The following is a 16,239-nucleotide window of genomic DNA, read 5'->3' as shown; positions in this document are numbered from 1 at the left end:
TCGGGAGAGAGGAGAGTTGGGATGTCTACCTATTCATATAAGCTTCATCTCCAAAAGGGCAGCAGCGGGGATGGAAATCAACGCAATCATCCAGGCGAAGCGACCTATACACGGGACGAGCTGATGGAGATGACGACCTTTCAGCTCCGCAATATTTGTTACAAGGAGAAGCTGGTCGGCTCTGTCGTGAACAATCTCGATCGGGAGGGACTGCTGCATACGATTCTGCGTTTCCGCGGTGCAGAAGAAAACCTCCTGATTGAAAGTACTGTACCAGGTGGTGTTGAACGCCTCGAAGCCGTACTCCACAAATATTTAAACACACCGATGCCAGGTGTAGATGTGATCAAAATTCCAGCGAAGATGTGCTTGTACATGGGTCTTGCCATTGGCAGGCTGGACAACTATCACGTCGAGTCCTCCAAAGGCTTGTCCGAATCCAATGTGCTTTTGGTGAATGACCATATGGAGCTATGCGGTATTCTGCATCTGCGCAAGGAAAAAGATGATAGGAGAGCCGGGCATTTTACGCTGCACGCTTGCCAAGATGCTCAACTGAGAAAAACGGTCAATCAGAACTACAGCCTGCTCTTTTTCCGCAAGCAGGATTCGGAGTATTTGTACAAGGCGTATCATCAGGACCATCCGTTACCGCCTGTCAATCTCCACTACTACAAAGTACCGGTGACTGACCTCGAGATCAGGGAATTGGAAGAAACAGATGCCATTCTCGCGATTGATTTTGGTACCTCCTCGACGACAGCGGGTGCTTTTCTCGACCATCAATATGTCAGCTCCCCTTCCAGCAACGACTTGTTGAATGGACGTATACGTTTGAATGCGATCAATTACGTCTCCTTCCCTGATACGACGCAAAAAAACGAGGAATGGATCGAGGTGCTGCCGACGGCTGTCAGCGTGGCGGATTGCTCCTCCCCGCATGACGTTCGCTTTCACATCGGCTATGAAGCACTTCGACACATGAAAAAGAATGGATACAGCACGAACGCGACCGTATTTCAAGGCATTAAGCGCTGGGTGAACAGCTATCACAAGATCGAAGAGGTCATGGACAGCCAAGGAAATACCGCGACTGTGAAACGAAGCGACATCCTGCGCCAGTACCTTCTTCACGTCATACAAATGGCCGAGCATCAATTCAAATGCCGCTTTCGTCATCTGCATATCACAAGTCCGGTCAAACTGAAAACGCAGTTTCTTGAGATGTTCACCGAGATTTTGCCTGAGTATCGGATTGAATCAGAGCACGCTCTCGATGAAGGAATGGCCGTCCTGTTTAACACGATTGCCGATCAAATTGACAAAAACAGCTTTATGGACGGGGAAATCTATCAAGCGCTCGTCATCGATTGCGGCGGAGGCACGACGGATCTGTCATCCTGCCATTTCCGGATTGAGGACGGACATATCTCCTATCGCATCGATATCGATACGACCTATGAAAACGGCGACACCAATTTTGGCGGCAACAACATTACGTATCGCATCATGCAATTTATGAAAATCGTCTTCGCCGACTATTACGGAAAAGGGCGGCAAGTGACCGACATCGACCAGATCATCGACATCCCTGGATCGGAAATATTCCGGTACGTGGATGAATACGGCGTCGACTCCATCTATGAACGCTTCGAGGCGAGATATCGGGAAGCCGAGGCGATTTTGCCGACTCGCTACAAGGAGTACGAGAACAAGAGCCGGGACGAGTATCAGCGTGTCCGCAACAATTTTCATTTTTTGTGGGACCTCGCTGACCATATGAAAAAAGAGTTTTTCCGTCAGACCGGCATTCTGCGCAATCGCTTCACATCCGATACAGAAAATCGTCAAGAGCCCGATCTAAAGCTGACGGCAGTCGAGCGATGGGTGTTGTCGATACGGGAGGATGGTCGCTTCCGGGATGTGTTTGATTTTCCTGATGTCGTTTTCAACGCCAAAGAGATCAATCACCTGATCAAGGCCGATATTTACGAGATTTTGCGCGTCTTCTTGGACGATTTTTACCAACAAGGAAGGTTGGCTGACTTCTCGATCATCAAGCTGACTGGGCAGTCGTGCCGGATTGATGTTTTCCGTGAAGCGCTCAAAGAGTTTGTCCCTGGACGCAGCATCGAGTTCCGGCAAAAGTCGGAGGATGCAGGCAAGGTGCCAGACCTGAAGCTGTCTTGCTTGCGTGGAGCACTGCGCTATCAAAGTGCCAAAAAGGCAGGTTTCATCGAAGCGCAGATTACGAATCATGCACCGATCGTCCCGTATTCCGTGACCGCCTTCACGCATAACAAGCAAGAGAGAGTGCTCATTCACAGTCAGGAAAAGCTGAGTCTCGTGCATGGCTCTATCTCGCGTCCCTACGGCGTGAGCGAGGTTGAATTTTATCTCAAGGAAAATGACGGCCAGCTGCGCCAGCGGTACTTGTACATGGATGAACCCGCTCAATACAAAACCGTATTGTATGAGGACATCGCGAGTAAGTACGGTACGCATATCCCGCAGGACGAGACTGACTCGATTCAAAATGGGGAGTCGAAATACTTCGTTTTTGCGAGCGGCAGTGAGTGGGGATTCCATGTCGTGCCAGTAGCTCGTCTGAATGAACAGCTTGCATTGGGGAAAAAGGTTTTCTTTGCTTTTGAGAGTGACTTGTCCGAGCTGGATTTCTTTGACGGGATGAAATGAGCAAATAACCAGGCAGCTTAAATGAACAGGAAGGGGGAACAGCGGTGTTTTCCCATCTCTACCCCAATTTTCATAAAGGTCGAATTCTCAAGCGAGAGATGCTTGAGAATCTGCGTGATTACCCGCGACATTTTGTCGATTTATACTTTCAAGATTATACAGACGGCATTATTTCCGGGATGGATGTAACGATAGGCGAGGGGCACCTCACTGTCGGCAGAGGGATCGTCAAGCATCAAGGACGGATTTACTTGTTTGAACGCGAAGAGCGTATCACTTATGAGGCCACAGGTATGGAGACGGTGCTCAAGATTCGCTTTCAGGAAGAGACTTCGCTGACCGACTATTACGTTTACGAGACGTCGTATGCTCTCGATACGGAGTTAGAGTCACGCCCTGATGAAAGGGAGTTGGGGCGCTTCAAGCTCAAGCAAGGAGCAAGGCTTCGCGGTGATTATCAGGATTTAGCCGATATGGCGACCGAATTCAATACGTGGAATGTCGTTCATGTCGAACATGCCGGGAGAAACGAGCCAACGCTTGCTCCCTACATCCTGCGGTATTTTGCGAATGAAATGCTAAAAACGGTCACCAATCACCCGTATGATCTCGCCTTTGCCATGCAGTGCTTGAATGCGGACAGAGTAGAGCGGGGGCTCGTTCTTCATTATATAGGCAACAGAATGGGGACGGGTTACCGCGAGTACACGAACCTGCAGATCCTCAAATACCTCGCACGCATCTTGGATGACGCCAAGAGCGGCGGAAGGTCCTCAAAAACAGAGTGGAAAACAGGCGGGCGTCAGCGGGTTATTGTTGATTAACGAAAGGATGGTGAATGGAAATGGCGCGCATGGATGAAAGCATTATCGGCATGTTAAATGAGCTTTCCGATGAGGATGCACAGCCAGCAGCAATACGTTTTGGTCCCAAGGGCAAAAATCGACTGGATGTGGTGAACAAATCATTTATTACAGTCGGTGAAGAGAAAATTCCCATGGAGGACAAGCGCGTCCTCGACGATCTCGTACAGATTCGAATCCCGAAGACATTTTCCATCATGAGTCCAGAAGTAGCAGCTCTGAAGTATCCATCGGAACGTAGGCCTTCCCTGATTTTTACGAACGAAACAGCTTCAATTAACCTGGCTTTTACCTATACCGAGAGCAAGCTGACGGATTCTCCTGCGCAGCTAAAAGCCTTCATGGATGTCATGAAGCAGGTTTTGCGGAGAACACAGCCGCTCGCTCGTTGGCAGGAGGAAGGAATACGTGAGATTGCCGGGACCAGCGTCGGATTTTTCGAATTTGTTGCACCAGCATTGGATACAGACATTTACAACCTGATCAGCTTTGTCTCGCTACAGGGACGCGCTCTTCTCTGCACGTTCAATTGCACGGAGCAGGAGCTGTCAGATTGGAAGCCAGTAGGCTGGGGAATCATGGATTCCTTGTCGCTCGTATCCACCAATTCGGATGAAAATGGGAAGGGAGAAGGGAAAATATGAGTCTTCCTGTCATTGCCTACAACAATTTGCAAATCTCTCCTTATCAATTGACGCATCTGGTAGAACTGACGATTACGAAAAAGATTAATGAGCACGCTCGCCTGACATTTACGGGGATCGTACCAGAAGAATTGAAGGACAGCTATGTAGAAATGACAGAAGCACAGACCCCGATCGAAATCAGTCAGGTGGATAACGACGGCAACGCCACGCCGCTTTTTGCGGGGATCGTTCTGGAGATAGGCATCAAGGCCGTACGAGACGTGTATTATTTGTACGTCGAAGCTGTCTCGCCTACGTACAATCTCGACGTGAAACGCAAGAGCCGTTCGTTTCAAAACCAAGCCATGACCTACGGTGCCCTTTTGAAGACAATCGCAGGAGAATACCCAGGCATGGACATTATGGACATGGCCTCTAATGGTGGGAAGCTGGGCTCCTTTACCATGCAGTATCAGGAGACGGATTGGCAATTTCTCAAGCGGCTTGCTTCGCGTTTTCAGACTGGACTAATGCCAGCATCCGTTTTTGAAAAGCCGAAGTTCAGCTTCGGTGTGCCAGAGGGTGCTTCTAAGGGTAAGCTCGACGATTTTCACTACCGGGTGCGCAAAAATTTGAATGAATTCCGCCATTCCTCGGAAAACGGGGTCAAGGGCGTGGATGAAAATGACTACATCTTTTACGAGGTAGAGACGGATCGCGTGCTCGATTTGGGCAACGGTGTGGATTTCAAAGGGAAGAGTCTGTATGTGTATGAAGCCCATACCGAGATGAAGAAAGGCTTGCTCAAGCACAAGTATTTGCTCGCGTACAAAAAAGGAATGAGCCAAAAGCCGCTCCACAATTCGCTCATCGTAGGGGCATCGGTGCAGGGGAAAGTTATTGAGGTCTCAAAAGACAACGTCAAAATCCACCTCGATATCGATGAGAGCCAGAGCAAGAGCGAGGCGCACTGGTTCCCGTACTCTTCCGTTTATACGGCCGAAGGAAACAGCGGTTGGTATTGCATGCCGGAGCTCGATGACTACGTCCGCGTCTATTTTCCGAGCAACAAGGAAAGTGACGGGATTGCGATCAGCTCTGTCCGGAAAAATTCAGACGAGGGCGAAACGAACAAGCTCGGGAATCCCGATATCAAATACTTCCGCACAGCCAACGGAAAAGAACTGATGTTCAGCCCGTCGGAGGTATTGCTTAGCGCAAAGGACGGGGAAATCCTCATTCGAATGACCGACGCGGACGGCATCCAGATTTTTAGCAAAAAAAATATCAAGGTTGTCTCCGAAAAGGATATTTTGATGGACTCTGCCACGAAGGTGATTATCTCGGCGAAAGAGGAGATTAGTCTCACCTGCAAAGAGAGCAACATCAAGATGGACGGAAATACAAGCATCGTCGGGCAGGAGCTCAAAACCAATTGACACACATGGTTGCCACGCGGGTAACCGTGTGTTTGGTGTATGCAAAAACGGTGAGAAGAAGGGGGGATTGGCATGGAGAGAGAGGAAGCCTTGCAGCATTTCAAGGAGCACGAGGTGCCGAAGAGAACCATTGCCAGCCTGCATGCCTTGGATGCTTACTATCAGGCGAATAAAGAGAGGCTCGCAAAAGAATTTCTTCATTCATTTGAAGCCATATGCCGACGCGTGGTTGATAAGCAGGAGCAAGGGACAAAGGGCAAACTGGCGCACTTGACCTATTCCATGCTGCGGACGGAGCTTCTTCTTGGAAGCAGTCATTATTTGCTGGAAGCTACGGACAGCAGTTGGTTTTTCGATCCGGTAGAGTGTCAAACCAGCTATGATGCGAGCTGGGCTTTCCGCTTTTTGGATCGGCTCGCAGACGAATGGAACGAGGCTGCCAGAGCGTATGCCGGACACGTAAGACTTCCCGATATCGAACGGATCAAGCTCGTGGAGGCAGAGAAGTTTCATCAATATGTCGTTCACCTGATCCGTTATGCCATGGTGCAGGCTGTTCAGCTGGAAGTTTTTCAACAGGTGGACAAGGAGCCGGAGTTGGAGGTGCGTGTCGGAGAATATCTGGATCAAAGCGAGATCGTGTATTGTCTGGACACTCGCCACAAAGATTCAGGGATGATCCGTGCTTGGCTGGAAGAAAAGCAAGAGCTGGAATACGGCTACAAGGTTTTGGCTGGCCTCGATCTGGGGCAAGGGCAATTCGATGGTCTTGATCTTCGTTATTCGGACCTCTCTGACAGTCAGCTAACGAAAGCAAGCCTTCGCGAAAGTGTTTTGGTCGGGACGAGATGGCATCGTGCCCAGCTAAAAGCGGTTGATTTCGGAGACAGTCTCATTCATGGAGCGGATTTTACCGGAGCGAATCTGCTAGGCGCTAGCTTTCGTGAAGCATCCGGGCCAAGGGGTTTGTTGGAACCAGATGCGTGGGAGACGCCCGGCTTTGATGGTGTCTTGTTCGTCGGGGCGGACTTGACCGGGACTGATTTTACTGGAGCCGATCTGCGCGGAGCAGACTTTACAGATGCGATTTTGACCGGAGCGAATTTTAGCGGCGCGCTTCTGGAGAGAGCCGTATTCTCGGAGGAGGCAAGGGATTCTATTCTGTTGGATGAGCTTCAGGAGCGACATGTCATTTGGCGAGAGGGGAGTAAAGTATGAATTATTTCATCTTGTCACAGGACGAGCGAATCGCGAGTGCAGTAGAGCCAACGGGCGTTTTTGACGTCATCCGGCAGGAGTGGCTCACCACAGAATATCAGGACGAGTTGGACGAGGCCGTCATCCAGTTCGACATCAAGCAAAAGAAAGAAAATGACTATCTGGATTTTCTCGACAGACCGATCCCGCTCTATTCCAACCGCTTAAAGACAATCATCCACAAGTTCGCACCGAAGCTGTTTGTCAAATCCGTCGTGCTGGTAGACAGGGAGCGGATCAAGCAGGATTTGTACTGGCTGATGATCCTGCCGCGCGTGAACTGCCTGTCCGAGCAAAGCGAGTTTCACAGGGACGGCTCACTCAAAAGGCTGGTTCTCGATCCAGACAAGATTGGACGCCATACGATCTTTCAAATCGAAGGGATTCGCGAACCGTATATCCTCATCGATTTGCGGCTGGCGGAAGCTTTGCTGCGCAGGGACTTTTTCGGTATCCGCTTGAAAAAAGCAGAGCAAGCAGGGAGGAGAATGAGTCATGCCCATGATTGAAGATGTCGATGTTGTACCGTCGTCGGCTCCGAAGAAAAGCTACGTCGTGGCAGGAGCAATTCTCACGTGCGACTACGGGAGCCAGAAGAACAAGCTGAAAACGCCGTTCAGTCATGGCGTGTACATTCGCAATCAGGCACAAATGAACGTGAATGACTATATGCCGCAAGTGAACATCATGCCGTTCGGCAAATGCAAATGCGAGAAAAATCCAACCGTTGCAGCGGCAACTGCTGCTAACAACGGTGTACTCAAGCCGATGCCATGCATTCCTGTGGTCACCATGCCCTGGATCGATGGCAAGGCAGATGTACTCGTCGAAAATCATCCCGCCCTGTTAAACACCAGCACGAACATGTGCATATATGGAGGCTGCATTCGCATCGAAGACGACGGACAGGAGCAATAGTGAGGGGGATTGTATGAATACGACAGAGAAGCTGGCTGGATACGAGAATATTCAGTTGGTCTCACCCTTTGAAATCCAAAGCCTACAAGATGTCAGAATCGTGAAGAAAGTCAATGAGCACGCCAGACTGTTCGTCACCGGTATCATCCCGGAGGAAAAAAGCGACCGCTACATTGAGATGGCGACGAGTGAGGATACAGTCGCGCTGAATTTGGTGGAAAACGGTTCGCTTACAAAGACGCTGTTTAAAGGACTCGTGGATTCCGTCAGTGTCAATTTTGTTCACGGCGTGTATCATTTGGAGCTGGAAGCGGTCTCGCACACACAGCGAATGGACGGACAGCGCAAGATGCGCTCTTTTCAGCATAAACAAATGACGTATGCCAGTCTGCTGGATGAAATCACAAAGGACTATCCTGGCTCGGATTATTTGGATCATGCTTCGAACGGAGCACCGCTTGGGACCATTGCCATCCAGTATCAGGAGACAGATTGGGAGTTTTTAAAGCGACTGGCCTCCCGCTTCGGCTCTATTCTCGTCGCCGAGGCTGTCGCGGATAAGCCAAAGTTCTGGTTTGGCTTACCCGAGGGACGTACTGCTCAACTGACAGACGCGAGCTACACCATCAGCAAAAGGCTGTCTCCCTATATGGAAACGACAGAAAACGGCTACGCAGCAGGTATGTCGGAAAACGATTTTCTCACCTATGAAGTAGAAAGCGGACAGGTTCTCCAGCTCGGAGACCGCGTGAACTATCAAGGCAAAGAGCTGGTCGTCGCCGGGTCAACAACGAGGATCGAACATGCCCTTCTCATTCACACCTATCAACTCATGCCCGAAGCAGGCATCCGTCAAAACCCTATCCGCAACGATGACATATGCGGCGCTGCCCTGGAAGGCAAGATTATCGACATCCAGAAGGACACCGTCAAAATCCACCTCGACATCGATCCGAAGCAGCCCAAGGCAGAGGCGAGCTGGTTCCCGTATGCTACGGTCTATTCAGCAGAGGGTAACAGCGGTTTTCACTGCATGCCGCAAATGGGTGACTCCGTCAAGCTGTACTTCTCCACACCAGATGAAGAAGGGGCCATGGCAGTCAGCTCCGTGCGAAAAGGCGGGGGCAGCACGGCGAAGACAGGCAATCCCGGCATCAAGTACTGGGGAACCAACTTTGGCAAAGAGCTGATGATGGGCGGCAAGGAGCTTGTTCTTACTGCCAAGGAGAGCAAGGAAGGCAATATTTTTATCAAGCTGCATGAAGAGGACGGCATTGAGATTCACAGTATGCATCCGATCGTATTTTCCTCGGAAAAGGATATGGAGATTACGTCAGACACCAAGGTTGAGATCAAGGCCAAGGAAGCGATCTACCTCATGTGTAGCACCAGCAGCATGATTTTGGACGGGGAAGTGGATCTTCAAGCGCCGAAGATTGAGATGGTCGGGCTGACGAAGGCGCCTGTGGTTGTGGAGGATTTGCCGCAGGAGGAGGAAGAAGAGGAAGAGGAGCAGCAGGAAGAGGAAGAGTCTGGCTGGGGTGGATTTTTGGATGGCTTGCAGCTTGGACTGGATCTGGTGGGACTCATTCCGGGTCTGGGAGAAATAGCGGATTTGGCGAATGCGGGTATTTCGCTTGCACGTGGAGACTATGCAGGAGCAGCGTTATCTCTGGCTGCGTGTATTCCTTTTGCTGGTTGGGGAGCAACGGGTGCAAAGCTGGGAATGAAGGCTCAAAAGGCCATCACGAAAGGTAAGAAAGTCGCCAAGGCTACGGAAAATGCGACAAGCTCTACGAAAAAGGCAAAAGCGATCGTGAAGAATAAATCTCCGGGAAATGGCAGAGGAAAAGTAAGAACCGCAGCGCGCAATGCAAAAGAGGACATGAGCGAGCTGGAGGCTGTCCAGAAGATGAAGGACGGCATGCTGGCTAAGGCGATGCAAAAACCTGCGGTACAGAAATCGATAGAGATTGGAAAAGAAGTTGCGCTGGAAGTGGGCATGGAACTTCTGGACGAGGCAACAGGTGGCGTGGCTTCGGTGGCATTTGGAGTCGCAGGATCGCGTAGGGGGAGGAAGACTGGCGGTTCTGCAAGCGGGTCTGGCACGGGTAGATCAGAACCACAAGCAACCCATAAGGATCGGTCACCCGACAAGGATCAAGCGAATGAACAGAAGTTACGGAAAGTGGCAAATGGAGATTCAGATTATTCCGGGGAAGTTCCGAAAAAAGGGGATACAAATAAGAAGTCGGGAGGAGGAAATGGTCAAGATACGGAGAAACCACCTAGTAAGCCTCCAGAAGGTGAGGGGACGGGTGAAGAGAAGAAAAGCATAACTGGTGAAACTAGTAGCACTAAAACCGGTAAGAAGGTCCATAAGCAAAAGGCAGATGAGCGTCGTGCTACTGGCGATTACGATTTGGTTAATGAACCTTTAAAAGATAAAGATGGAAAAACAATTGAAGTACCAAAAAGAATAGACAAGCAGGGCAGACCTTCGAAGAAAACTCAAAAAGCTATACCCGATGCTGTACAAGGACCACCAAAAGGAAATATCATTGATGATAAGCCACTGGGTAGACCAATTTCTAAAGACAAGCAAGAAATAAGAAGGTTTATTGATGCGTATAAGATCAAGTATGGTGAACCACCTAAACAGATAATAATAGAACGATATGATCCAAAAACAGGAGCTCCAGCTGGTCGTGAAACCTATGATCCTAATGATTTTAAGATCCCATAAAGTATAGGAGGAATTTATGGAGTATCAGGTTTATAACGAAAACAATTATAAGGTCATTGTTACAGATGAACAATTGAATGAAGCTTTTCATAAAAACGGGGTAGAGTTACCTGTTGAGATAATAATTGCTATGGGTGCTTCACACGATACAAAGTATATTCCGAGACTACTTGAAGCTCTCTCTCATCAAACACAACGGATACGAATTGAGGCAATGTATAGTTTGCTAAGTCTTAATGATATTGGCTGTGTCTCTATACTTTCAGAAAAGGAGAAAGCGATCTTAGAGGATGATTTTAAAGCTCCGATAAGTGAAAAGGCAATTCTCCAGTCCGTTCTCATACGTCTTGAAAAAGGGCCAAATGGCACTGAAGAAGCATTTTTCAAGGGAGATATCCTTCCTCTTGTTAAGACAGGGTTGTTATATAATTATTCTAGCAACTTAGTTTTAACTATGAATGATGTGCAATTTATCATTAATGCACTGAAAGCGTATGTTCATAAGAGTGAATTCTGGATGGCAAAAATGAAAAAAGATGAATATGAAGATGTGATAATTAAAGGATTAGAGGCACTTTGGACAGCAGCCGAAGATAGTTCCTTGTTAAGGAATTTAGGTCCTGAATACAATGAAAAGTTAGTTGAAGTAGGGACTCACGTGTTGAAAATGAAGATAGATTCTTATGCAAAAGAAATCATTGCAATATTTGCAAAAGCATTGTCACCCGAGTATGCCTATTTAATGTTAGAGCCTATTATGAATGGACGCGCAAAGGGTGATGTCAAAAAGGAACTAGAAAAATCAATTCAGATTCTCCGCCAAAATGAAAGGGGAATCGAATAGAAAATGGGTATGGAACATAAAGCTTATTTATTTGATACAAATGGTTTTATGAAAGAATTAAGTGAGACTATCATTACTTCGGGTACTACGAATAATATTAAATTATTGAAGGAGTTTATTTTTAACCATTTGGGAATTGTTAGATCTGTATACACAGGGGAACTGCTAGATAAAGAGTGGGAACAAGAATTAGAAAATGGTGAGGTTCAAGAACTAGCTGATTTTGCTATGACATGTTACTATTCTCCAGATGAAGAACAGGGATTATCTTATTTGTGGGATGCACTGATTGAAGCACTAGTTAAGCTACCTACTAAATTTGATCCTAATTATTATATTCTCGGGCGTCCATTAGAATCAGAAATGTTTATTCTTGATCCAGGAGGAATGGGACTGGGATTTGTATACGCTGAAGACGTACCTAGTATGTATAACGAACTACTCGAATTAAAACGAAACCTAATAAGTAATGGTTTGCCGTCAAATGATTTAGTATATCATGCATCTTTTTCAGAATTAATAGAGGCTTATGACGAACTCGTAATCCTCTATAAAGATGCAACAGAAGCGAAGCGAGGTTTATTAATGACGTTTTAATAGATTTGACAAACTAAATCTCAATTTAATATTTCTAGGGTTAGCTAGGTCTGTCAGGGTCTGCCTAAAATTTTGTGTAATCAGATTTCAATCCCAGCAACAAAATCGTACAATACAACCAACAAACCAAACACTAAAAAACCTGACAAACACGCTTAGCAACTTTCAAAGGCTTATTCCACTTGAACTATAGAGGAGGAATAAGCCTTTTTGCATGTTTAAAATAACAGGCGAACTTCGGCAAGGAGCTCGTTCTTACTGCCAAGGAGAGCAAGGAAGGCAATATTTTTATCAAGCTGCATGAAGAGGACGGCATCGAGATTCACAGTATGCATCCGATCGTATTTTCCTCGGAAAAGGATATGGAGATTACGTCAGACACCAAGGTTGAGATCAAGGCCAAGGAAGCGATCTACCTTATGTGCAGCACCAGCAGCATGATTTTGGACGGGGAAGTGGATCTCCAAGCGCCGAAGATTGAGATGGTGGGGCTGACGAAGGCGCCTGTGGTTGTGGAGGATTTGCCGCAGGAGGAGGAAGAAGAGGAAGAGGAGCAGCAGGAAGAGGAAGAGTCTGGCTGGGGTGGATTTCTGGATGGTGTACAGTTAGCGCTGGATGTTGTGGGACTTATTCCGGGTTTGGGAGAAATAGCGGACTTAGCGAATGCAGGAATCTCGCTCGCACGTGGAGACTATGCAGGAGCGGCGCTATCTCTGGCGGCGTGTATCCCTTTTGCAGGCTGGGCGGCAACCGGAGCCAAGCTGGGAGCCAAAGCGCATAAAGCACTAAAGGGAACGAAAGTGGGACAGAAAGTGCTTGAGGTAGCAGACTCAGCGGCGGATGTAGTGAAGACGGTAGCAAATGCCGTCGAAAGTACCGTAGGGAAGGTCTGGACGGCAGCCCGCAAAACACTAGACGAGATGGATGTGATGCAAGCCGTCCAGCGAATCAAGGAGCAGTTGTACGCTAGCATCATGGATGCAAAAGATGCTGTCATCAACAAGGCAACACAGATGAAAGAACAGCTCAAACAAAAGGCTAGGAAGCTGCGCGATGATATGCAAGAAGGCTTACAGAATTTAGCGGATAGTTTAGGCCCTCAGTTACAATCGGCGGAAGGGTTTCCAATAAAATTCTCGAATAAAAAAGATGTGGTAGAGCTTGCCCCTACGGAGAACCAACTGAAGTGGCGCGAAACTTATGGGGGACCGAATGGGCAGAAGCCGAATCAAAAGCCGCCTGAAACCGATGGGACGAGTAAAGGTGGTTTAGGTGGTAAAAAGGCTGAAGATATCGAAAAAGAAATTAAGGATTTAGATGAAGAAATAGCGAAATTGAAAAAACAAGGAAATGAAGATGAACTCAAGAGATTAACCCGAAAAAGAAACAAATTGGCCAATAAACTAGATACTAAAGATGATATTAGTAAGAATTTCGACTTAAAGTCTGCGAAGGAGTATGAGCGAAAAATCGATAATTCAAAACATTTCCCTCATGATAAAGGTGATTTTGGAGAAGAAGTAACAAAGATTGTAGCGAAAGATAATGGCTTAGGTGATGACGTTTCAGAAATGTTCCAAGTCGGGAGAAACGGTATAGATGCTGCATTCCTATCAAAAGGGCCGCCACCTAAGTTAACAATGATTGAATCAAAAGCATCAGATTCAGCTAGCTTTAGTTATTCCGATAAACAAAAATTGGGCGGAGAAAAATATTTCCAAAATATGATTGATAGTGGTGATGCAAGGTATGCAGATTTTGCGCGGAAATTTAAAAAATTAAAAAAAGAAAATCCAGGACTTCAATATGATTTTATTAGAGTAGAAACAGATATTAAGATAACCAAAACTGGATTCGGAGTAGATGAATTAAAAGTAAAAGATTGGAGTAAAGAAATCGAGTAACCATAAGGAGAATTAAAATGCTCAACCCAAAAAAATTAGAAATGGCGTATAAAAGATACAAGGAAAATTTTACAGAGGGTATCCGATATGAAGATATAAAAGAGGAATATGATGATAGCAAGAGTGAAATCACTGATATAGTGGAATACAATACCATAGAAAAGGATCATATTTTACTAATAAATTTAGCCTCAATTTATTCATATCACTTGTCAAAATGGAAAAACGATGTGCTGGCTAATGGCGGAAGTCAAGTGGAAGGATTAAAAAACATGCAAATGGTAGTATTTTATCAGTGCATGGGGCAAGATCTTTATAAAATCCGGTATCCTCAAATGATAGTAGAATACTCTTTTAAGGGAGTTTTAACATCTTTAATTCATTTCACGATGTTTGGGTGGGAGAAAGAAGAAAATATATTATTTGATTTTATTGTTGATCATTTCGGCGGGCCTTTAATGGAGGTTAATGATGACAACAAGCATACTTGGTTTTTACTTGAGTTATACTTGAAATATAGAAATAAAACAATTATGGGAACAAATCAAAAATTACATTTAACTGTTAAAGAAAAGTATAAGAAAGCTGGGCTACAATGCGGTTTAATACCTGAAGATCTAGATGTTTATAGTGAAGTGTTGGAAAAATGGCCAACACCTAGTTCGGAAGAAATCGAAAATTTGGTCGGGAAAATGGTGTTGTATCATTCACAATTAGCCTCAGAAATAGGACAACTAGGTGAATTTGGTGACTTCAGATACGGATTCTATCCTTTTGAAATTTTGTTCTTGCTTTATGTGAGGAAACAAATGGATTTGTATGCTCCAAAACAATTTGAAGAACTATTGATGAATACCCCAGAAGCGAAGATGGTGTTTGGAGACCCTGAACCATACCCTGAATGGGACCCTTTGTTGCTCCAGATAGATAATTTTTATCGTAAAAATTACCCAGAATATATCCCGAACAAACATGGAGTATTGTTTCGATAAATAATATACGGGGGACGTCAATATGTATGGTCAAGGTATAGCACAGCTGATATTCCCAGATAGCAAAGATTTAGAAGAATTTATTAGGGATCATGAAGAGCTGGATTTACACGAAAGCTTATTAAAATATGGACTGTCCACAAAGAAATTTTTGTTTCTTGATTATAAAGGTGAGCAGTATCAGGAGATCGTCAATTATATTTTGGATTATGAATTCAATCTTCAAAATGAATTAGCTTCACAAGAAGAACTTGAAGAGCTCGGGAATTTTGAGTATGAATATGTACCTGAAAAGATAAGGGAAGCAAATAGGATACTGTCACAAAGGGGATATGGATTATTTACTTATCCGACTTCTGGTGACTTTTATGCATTATTCATCGCCCAGCTGGAGAATAAAACAAGATTACTGGAAGTAGAGCTACTTGCTGACGAAAGGATTCCTTTAAAAGAAAGATATATAAAGTATTATTCCTAAGATGGGGAAAACCGCTGATCCATGATTCAAAAGCGGCAGTGACTACGTGAAGACGGGAATTTTTTAACAAAAGAAAATTATTTTGGTAGATAGGTCAATCATGTGCATTTACTAACATGATTGACCTGTTTTTTTTGTAACTTTTCTTTCCAGCAACTAACAGACACGAGCTACACCATCAGCAAAAGGCTGTCGCCCTATATGGAAACGACAGAAAACGGCTACGCAGCAGGTATGTCGGAAAATGATTTTCTCACCTATGAAGTAGAAAGCGGACAGGTCCTCCAGCTCGGGGACCGCGTGAACTACCAAGGTAAAGAGCTGGTCGTCGCCGGGTCAACAACGAGGATCGATCATGCCCTTCTCATTCACACCTATCAGCTCATGCCCGAAGCAGGCATCCGGCAAAACCCTATCCGCAACGATGACATATGCGGTGCTGCCCTGGAAGGCAAGATCATCGACATCCAGAAGGATACCGTCAAAATCCATCTCGACATTGATCCGAAGCAGCCCAAGGCAGAGGCGAGCTGGTTCCCGTATGCTACGGTTTATTCAGCAGAGGGCAACAGCGGCTTTCACTGCATGCCGCAAATGGGTGACTCCGTCAAGCTGTACTTCTCCACACCAGATGAAGAAGGCGCCATGGCAGTCAGCTCCGTGCGAAAAGGGGGAGGCAGCACGGCGAAGACAGGCAATCCCGGCATCAAGTACTGGGGAACCAACTTTGGCAAAGAGCTGATGATGGGCGGCAAGGAGCTCGTTCTTACTGCGAAGGAGAGCAAGGAAGGCAATATTTTTATCAAGCTGCATGAAGAGGATGGTATTGAGATTCACAGTATGCATCCCATTGTTTTTTCTTCGGAAAAGGATATGGA

The 16,239-nt window shown here is 46.3% G+C and carries 13 protein-coding genes; all 13 read left to right on the top strand.

Annotation, left to right across the window (positions count from 1 at the left end):
- Window positions 1-21 precede the first annotated feature (21 nt).
- The 13 genes from HP570_RS21900 to HP570_RS21835 all read left to right on the top strand — a co-directional run bounded on the left by HP570_RS21900 (window position 22) and on the right by HP570_RS21835 (window position 15,361).
- Entirely contained in the window at window positions 22-2,697 is a 2,676-nt protein-coding gene (locus HP570_RS21900; protein WP_173627124.1) for an acetate and sugar kinases/Hsc70/actin family protein, read from the top strand.
- A gap of 44 nt (window positions 2,698-2,741) precedes the next feature.
- Complete coding sequence (locus HP570_RS21895) at window positions 2,742-3,521, top strand: DNA and RNA helicase (protein WP_173627123.1); 780 nt, start codon at window positions 2,742-2,744, stop codon at window positions 3,519-3,521.
- Window positions 3,522-3,541: 20 nt separating this feature from the next.
- Window positions 3,542-4,204 (top strand): hypothetical protein, encoded by a 663-nt coding sequence (locus tag HP570_RS21890; RefSeq protein WP_254457175.1) that lies wholly within the window; start codon window positions 3,542-3,544, stop codon window positions 4,202-4,204.
- Window positions 4,201-5,625: a contractile injection system protein, VgrG/Pvc8 family gene (locus tag HP570_RS21885; protein WP_173627122.1), complete on the top strand. Its 1,425-nt coding sequence runs from the start codon at window positions 4,201-4,203 to the stop codon at window positions 5,623-5,625. Before HP570_RS21890 ends, HP570_RS21885 begins: the two co-directional genes overlap by 4 nt.
- A 72-nt stretch (window positions 5,626-5,697) precedes the next feature.
- On the top strand, window positions 5,698-6,843 hold the full coding sequence (locus HP570_RS21880; protein WP_173627121.1) for a pentapeptide repeat-containing protein: 1,146 nt from the start codon (window positions 5,698-5,700) through the stop codon (window positions 6,841-6,843).
- Complete coding sequence (locus HP570_RS21875; RefSeq protein WP_173606924.1) at window positions 6,840-7,391, top strand: imm11 family protein; 552 nt, start codon at window positions 6,840-6,842, stop codon at window positions 7,389-7,391. Before HP570_RS21880 ends, HP570_RS21875 begins: the two co-directional genes overlap by 4 nt.
- On the top strand, window positions 7,378-7,800 hold the full coding sequence (locus tag HP570_RS21870; RefSeq protein ID WP_015892706.1) for a DUF4280 domain-containing protein: 423 nt from the start codon (window positions 7,378-7,380) through the stop codon (window positions 7,798-7,800). Before HP570_RS21875 ends, HP570_RS21870 begins: the two co-directional genes overlap by 14 nt.
- Window positions 7,801-7,813: 13 nt before the next feature.
- Entirely contained in the window at window positions 7,814-10,546 is a 2,733-nt protein-coding gene (locus tag HP570_RS21865; protein WP_254495413.1) for a contractile injection system protein, VgrG/Pvc8 family, read from the top strand.
- A 16-nt stretch (window positions 10,547-10,562) separates the two neighbouring features.
- The gene (locus tag HP570_RS21860; RefSeq protein ID WP_173627120.1) at window positions 10,563-11,390 is read left to right on the top strand and encodes a hypothetical protein; all 828 of its coding nucleotides are present in this window, start codon (window positions 10,563-10,565) and stop codon (window positions 11,388-11,390) included.
- A 3-nt stretch (window positions 11,391-11,393) separates the two neighbouring features.
- Window positions 11,394-11,987, top strand: coding sequence for a hypothetical protein (locus HP570_RS21855; protein ID WP_054974813.1), 594 nt, complete (start codon window positions 11,394-11,396; stop codon window positions 11,985-11,987).
- 329 nt (window positions 11,988-12,316) lie between these two features.
- Window positions 12,317-13,891: a hypothetical protein gene (locus HP570_RS29705; protein ID WP_254495412.1), complete on the top strand. Its 1,575-nt coding sequence runs from the start codon at window positions 12,317-12,319 to the stop codon at window positions 13,889-13,891.
- Window positions 13,892-13,908: 17 nt separating this feature from the next.
- Window positions 13,909-14,883 (top strand): hypothetical protein, encoded by a 975-nt coding sequence (locus HP570_RS21840; RefSeq protein WP_173607605.1) that lies wholly within the window; start codon window positions 13,909-13,911, stop codon window positions 14,881-14,883.
- 22 nt (window positions 14,884-14,905) lie between these two features.
- On the top strand, window positions 14,906-15,361 hold the full coding sequence (locus HP570_RS21835) for a DUF6630 family protein (protein ID WP_069848054.1): 456 nt from the start codon (window positions 14,906-14,908) through the stop codon (window positions 15,359-15,361).
- The last annotated feature ends 878 nt before the right edge of the window (window positions 15,362-16,239 follow it).

This window comes from Brevibacillus sp. RS1.1 (assembly GCF_013284365.1).
In the GTDB taxonomy this organism is placed as follows: Bacteria; Bacillota; Bacilli; order Brevibacillales; family Brevibacillaceae; genus Brevibacillus; species Brevibacillus brevis_D.
The sequence above is the reverse complement of the archived record's forward strand: the minus strand, read 5'-3'. Positions and strand labels throughout refer to the sequence as shown.

Bases quoted from the DNA above. Each gene is read 5' to 3' on its own strand.
- HP570_RS21900 (WP_173627124.1), top strand. From the start codon at position 22: ATGTCTACCTATTCATATAAGCTTCATCTCCAAAAGGGCAGCAGCGGG.
- HP570_RS21890 (WP_254457175.1), top strand. From the start codon at position 3,542: ATGGCGCGCATGGATGAAAGCATTATCGGCATGTTAAATGAGCTTTCC.
- HP570_RS21885 (WP_173627122.1), top strand. From the start codon at position 4,201: ATGAGTCTTCCTGTCATTGCCTACAACAATTTGCAAATCTCTCCTTAT.
- HP570_RS21880 (WP_173627121.1), top strand. From the start codon at position 5,698: ATGGAGAGAGAGGAAGCCTTGCAGCATTTCAAGGAGCACGAGGTGCCG.
- HP570_RS21875 (WP_173606924.1), top strand. From the start codon at position 6,840: ATGAATTATTTCATCTTGTCACAGGACGAGCGAATCGCGAGTGCAGTA.
- HP570_RS21870 (WP_015892706.1), top strand. From the start codon at position 7,378: ATGCCCATGATTGAAGATGTCGATGTTGTACCGTCGTCGGCTCCGAAG.
- HP570_RS21865 (WP_254495413.1), top strand. From the start codon at position 7,814: ATGAATACGACAGAGAAGCTGGCTGGATACGAGAATATTCAGTTGGTC.
- HP570_RS21860 (WP_173627120.1), top strand. From the start codon at position 10,563: ATGGAGTATCAGGTTTATAACGAAAACAATTATAAGGTCATTGTTACA.
- HP570_RS21855 (WP_054974813.1), top strand. From the start codon at position 11,394: ATGGGTATGGAACATAAAGCTTATTTATTTGATACAAATGGTTTTATG.
- HP570_RS29705 (WP_254495412.1), top strand. From the start codon at position 12,317: ATGCATCCGATCGTATTTTCCTCGGAAAAGGATATGGAGATTACGTCA.
- HP570_RS21840 (WP_173607605.1), top strand. From the start codon at position 13,909: ATGCTCAACCCAAAAAAATTAGAAATGGCGTATAAAAGATACAAGGAA.
- HP570_RS21835 (WP_069848054.1), top strand. From the start codon at position 14,906: ATGTATGGTCAAGGTATAGCACAGCTGATATTCCCAGATAGCAAAGAT.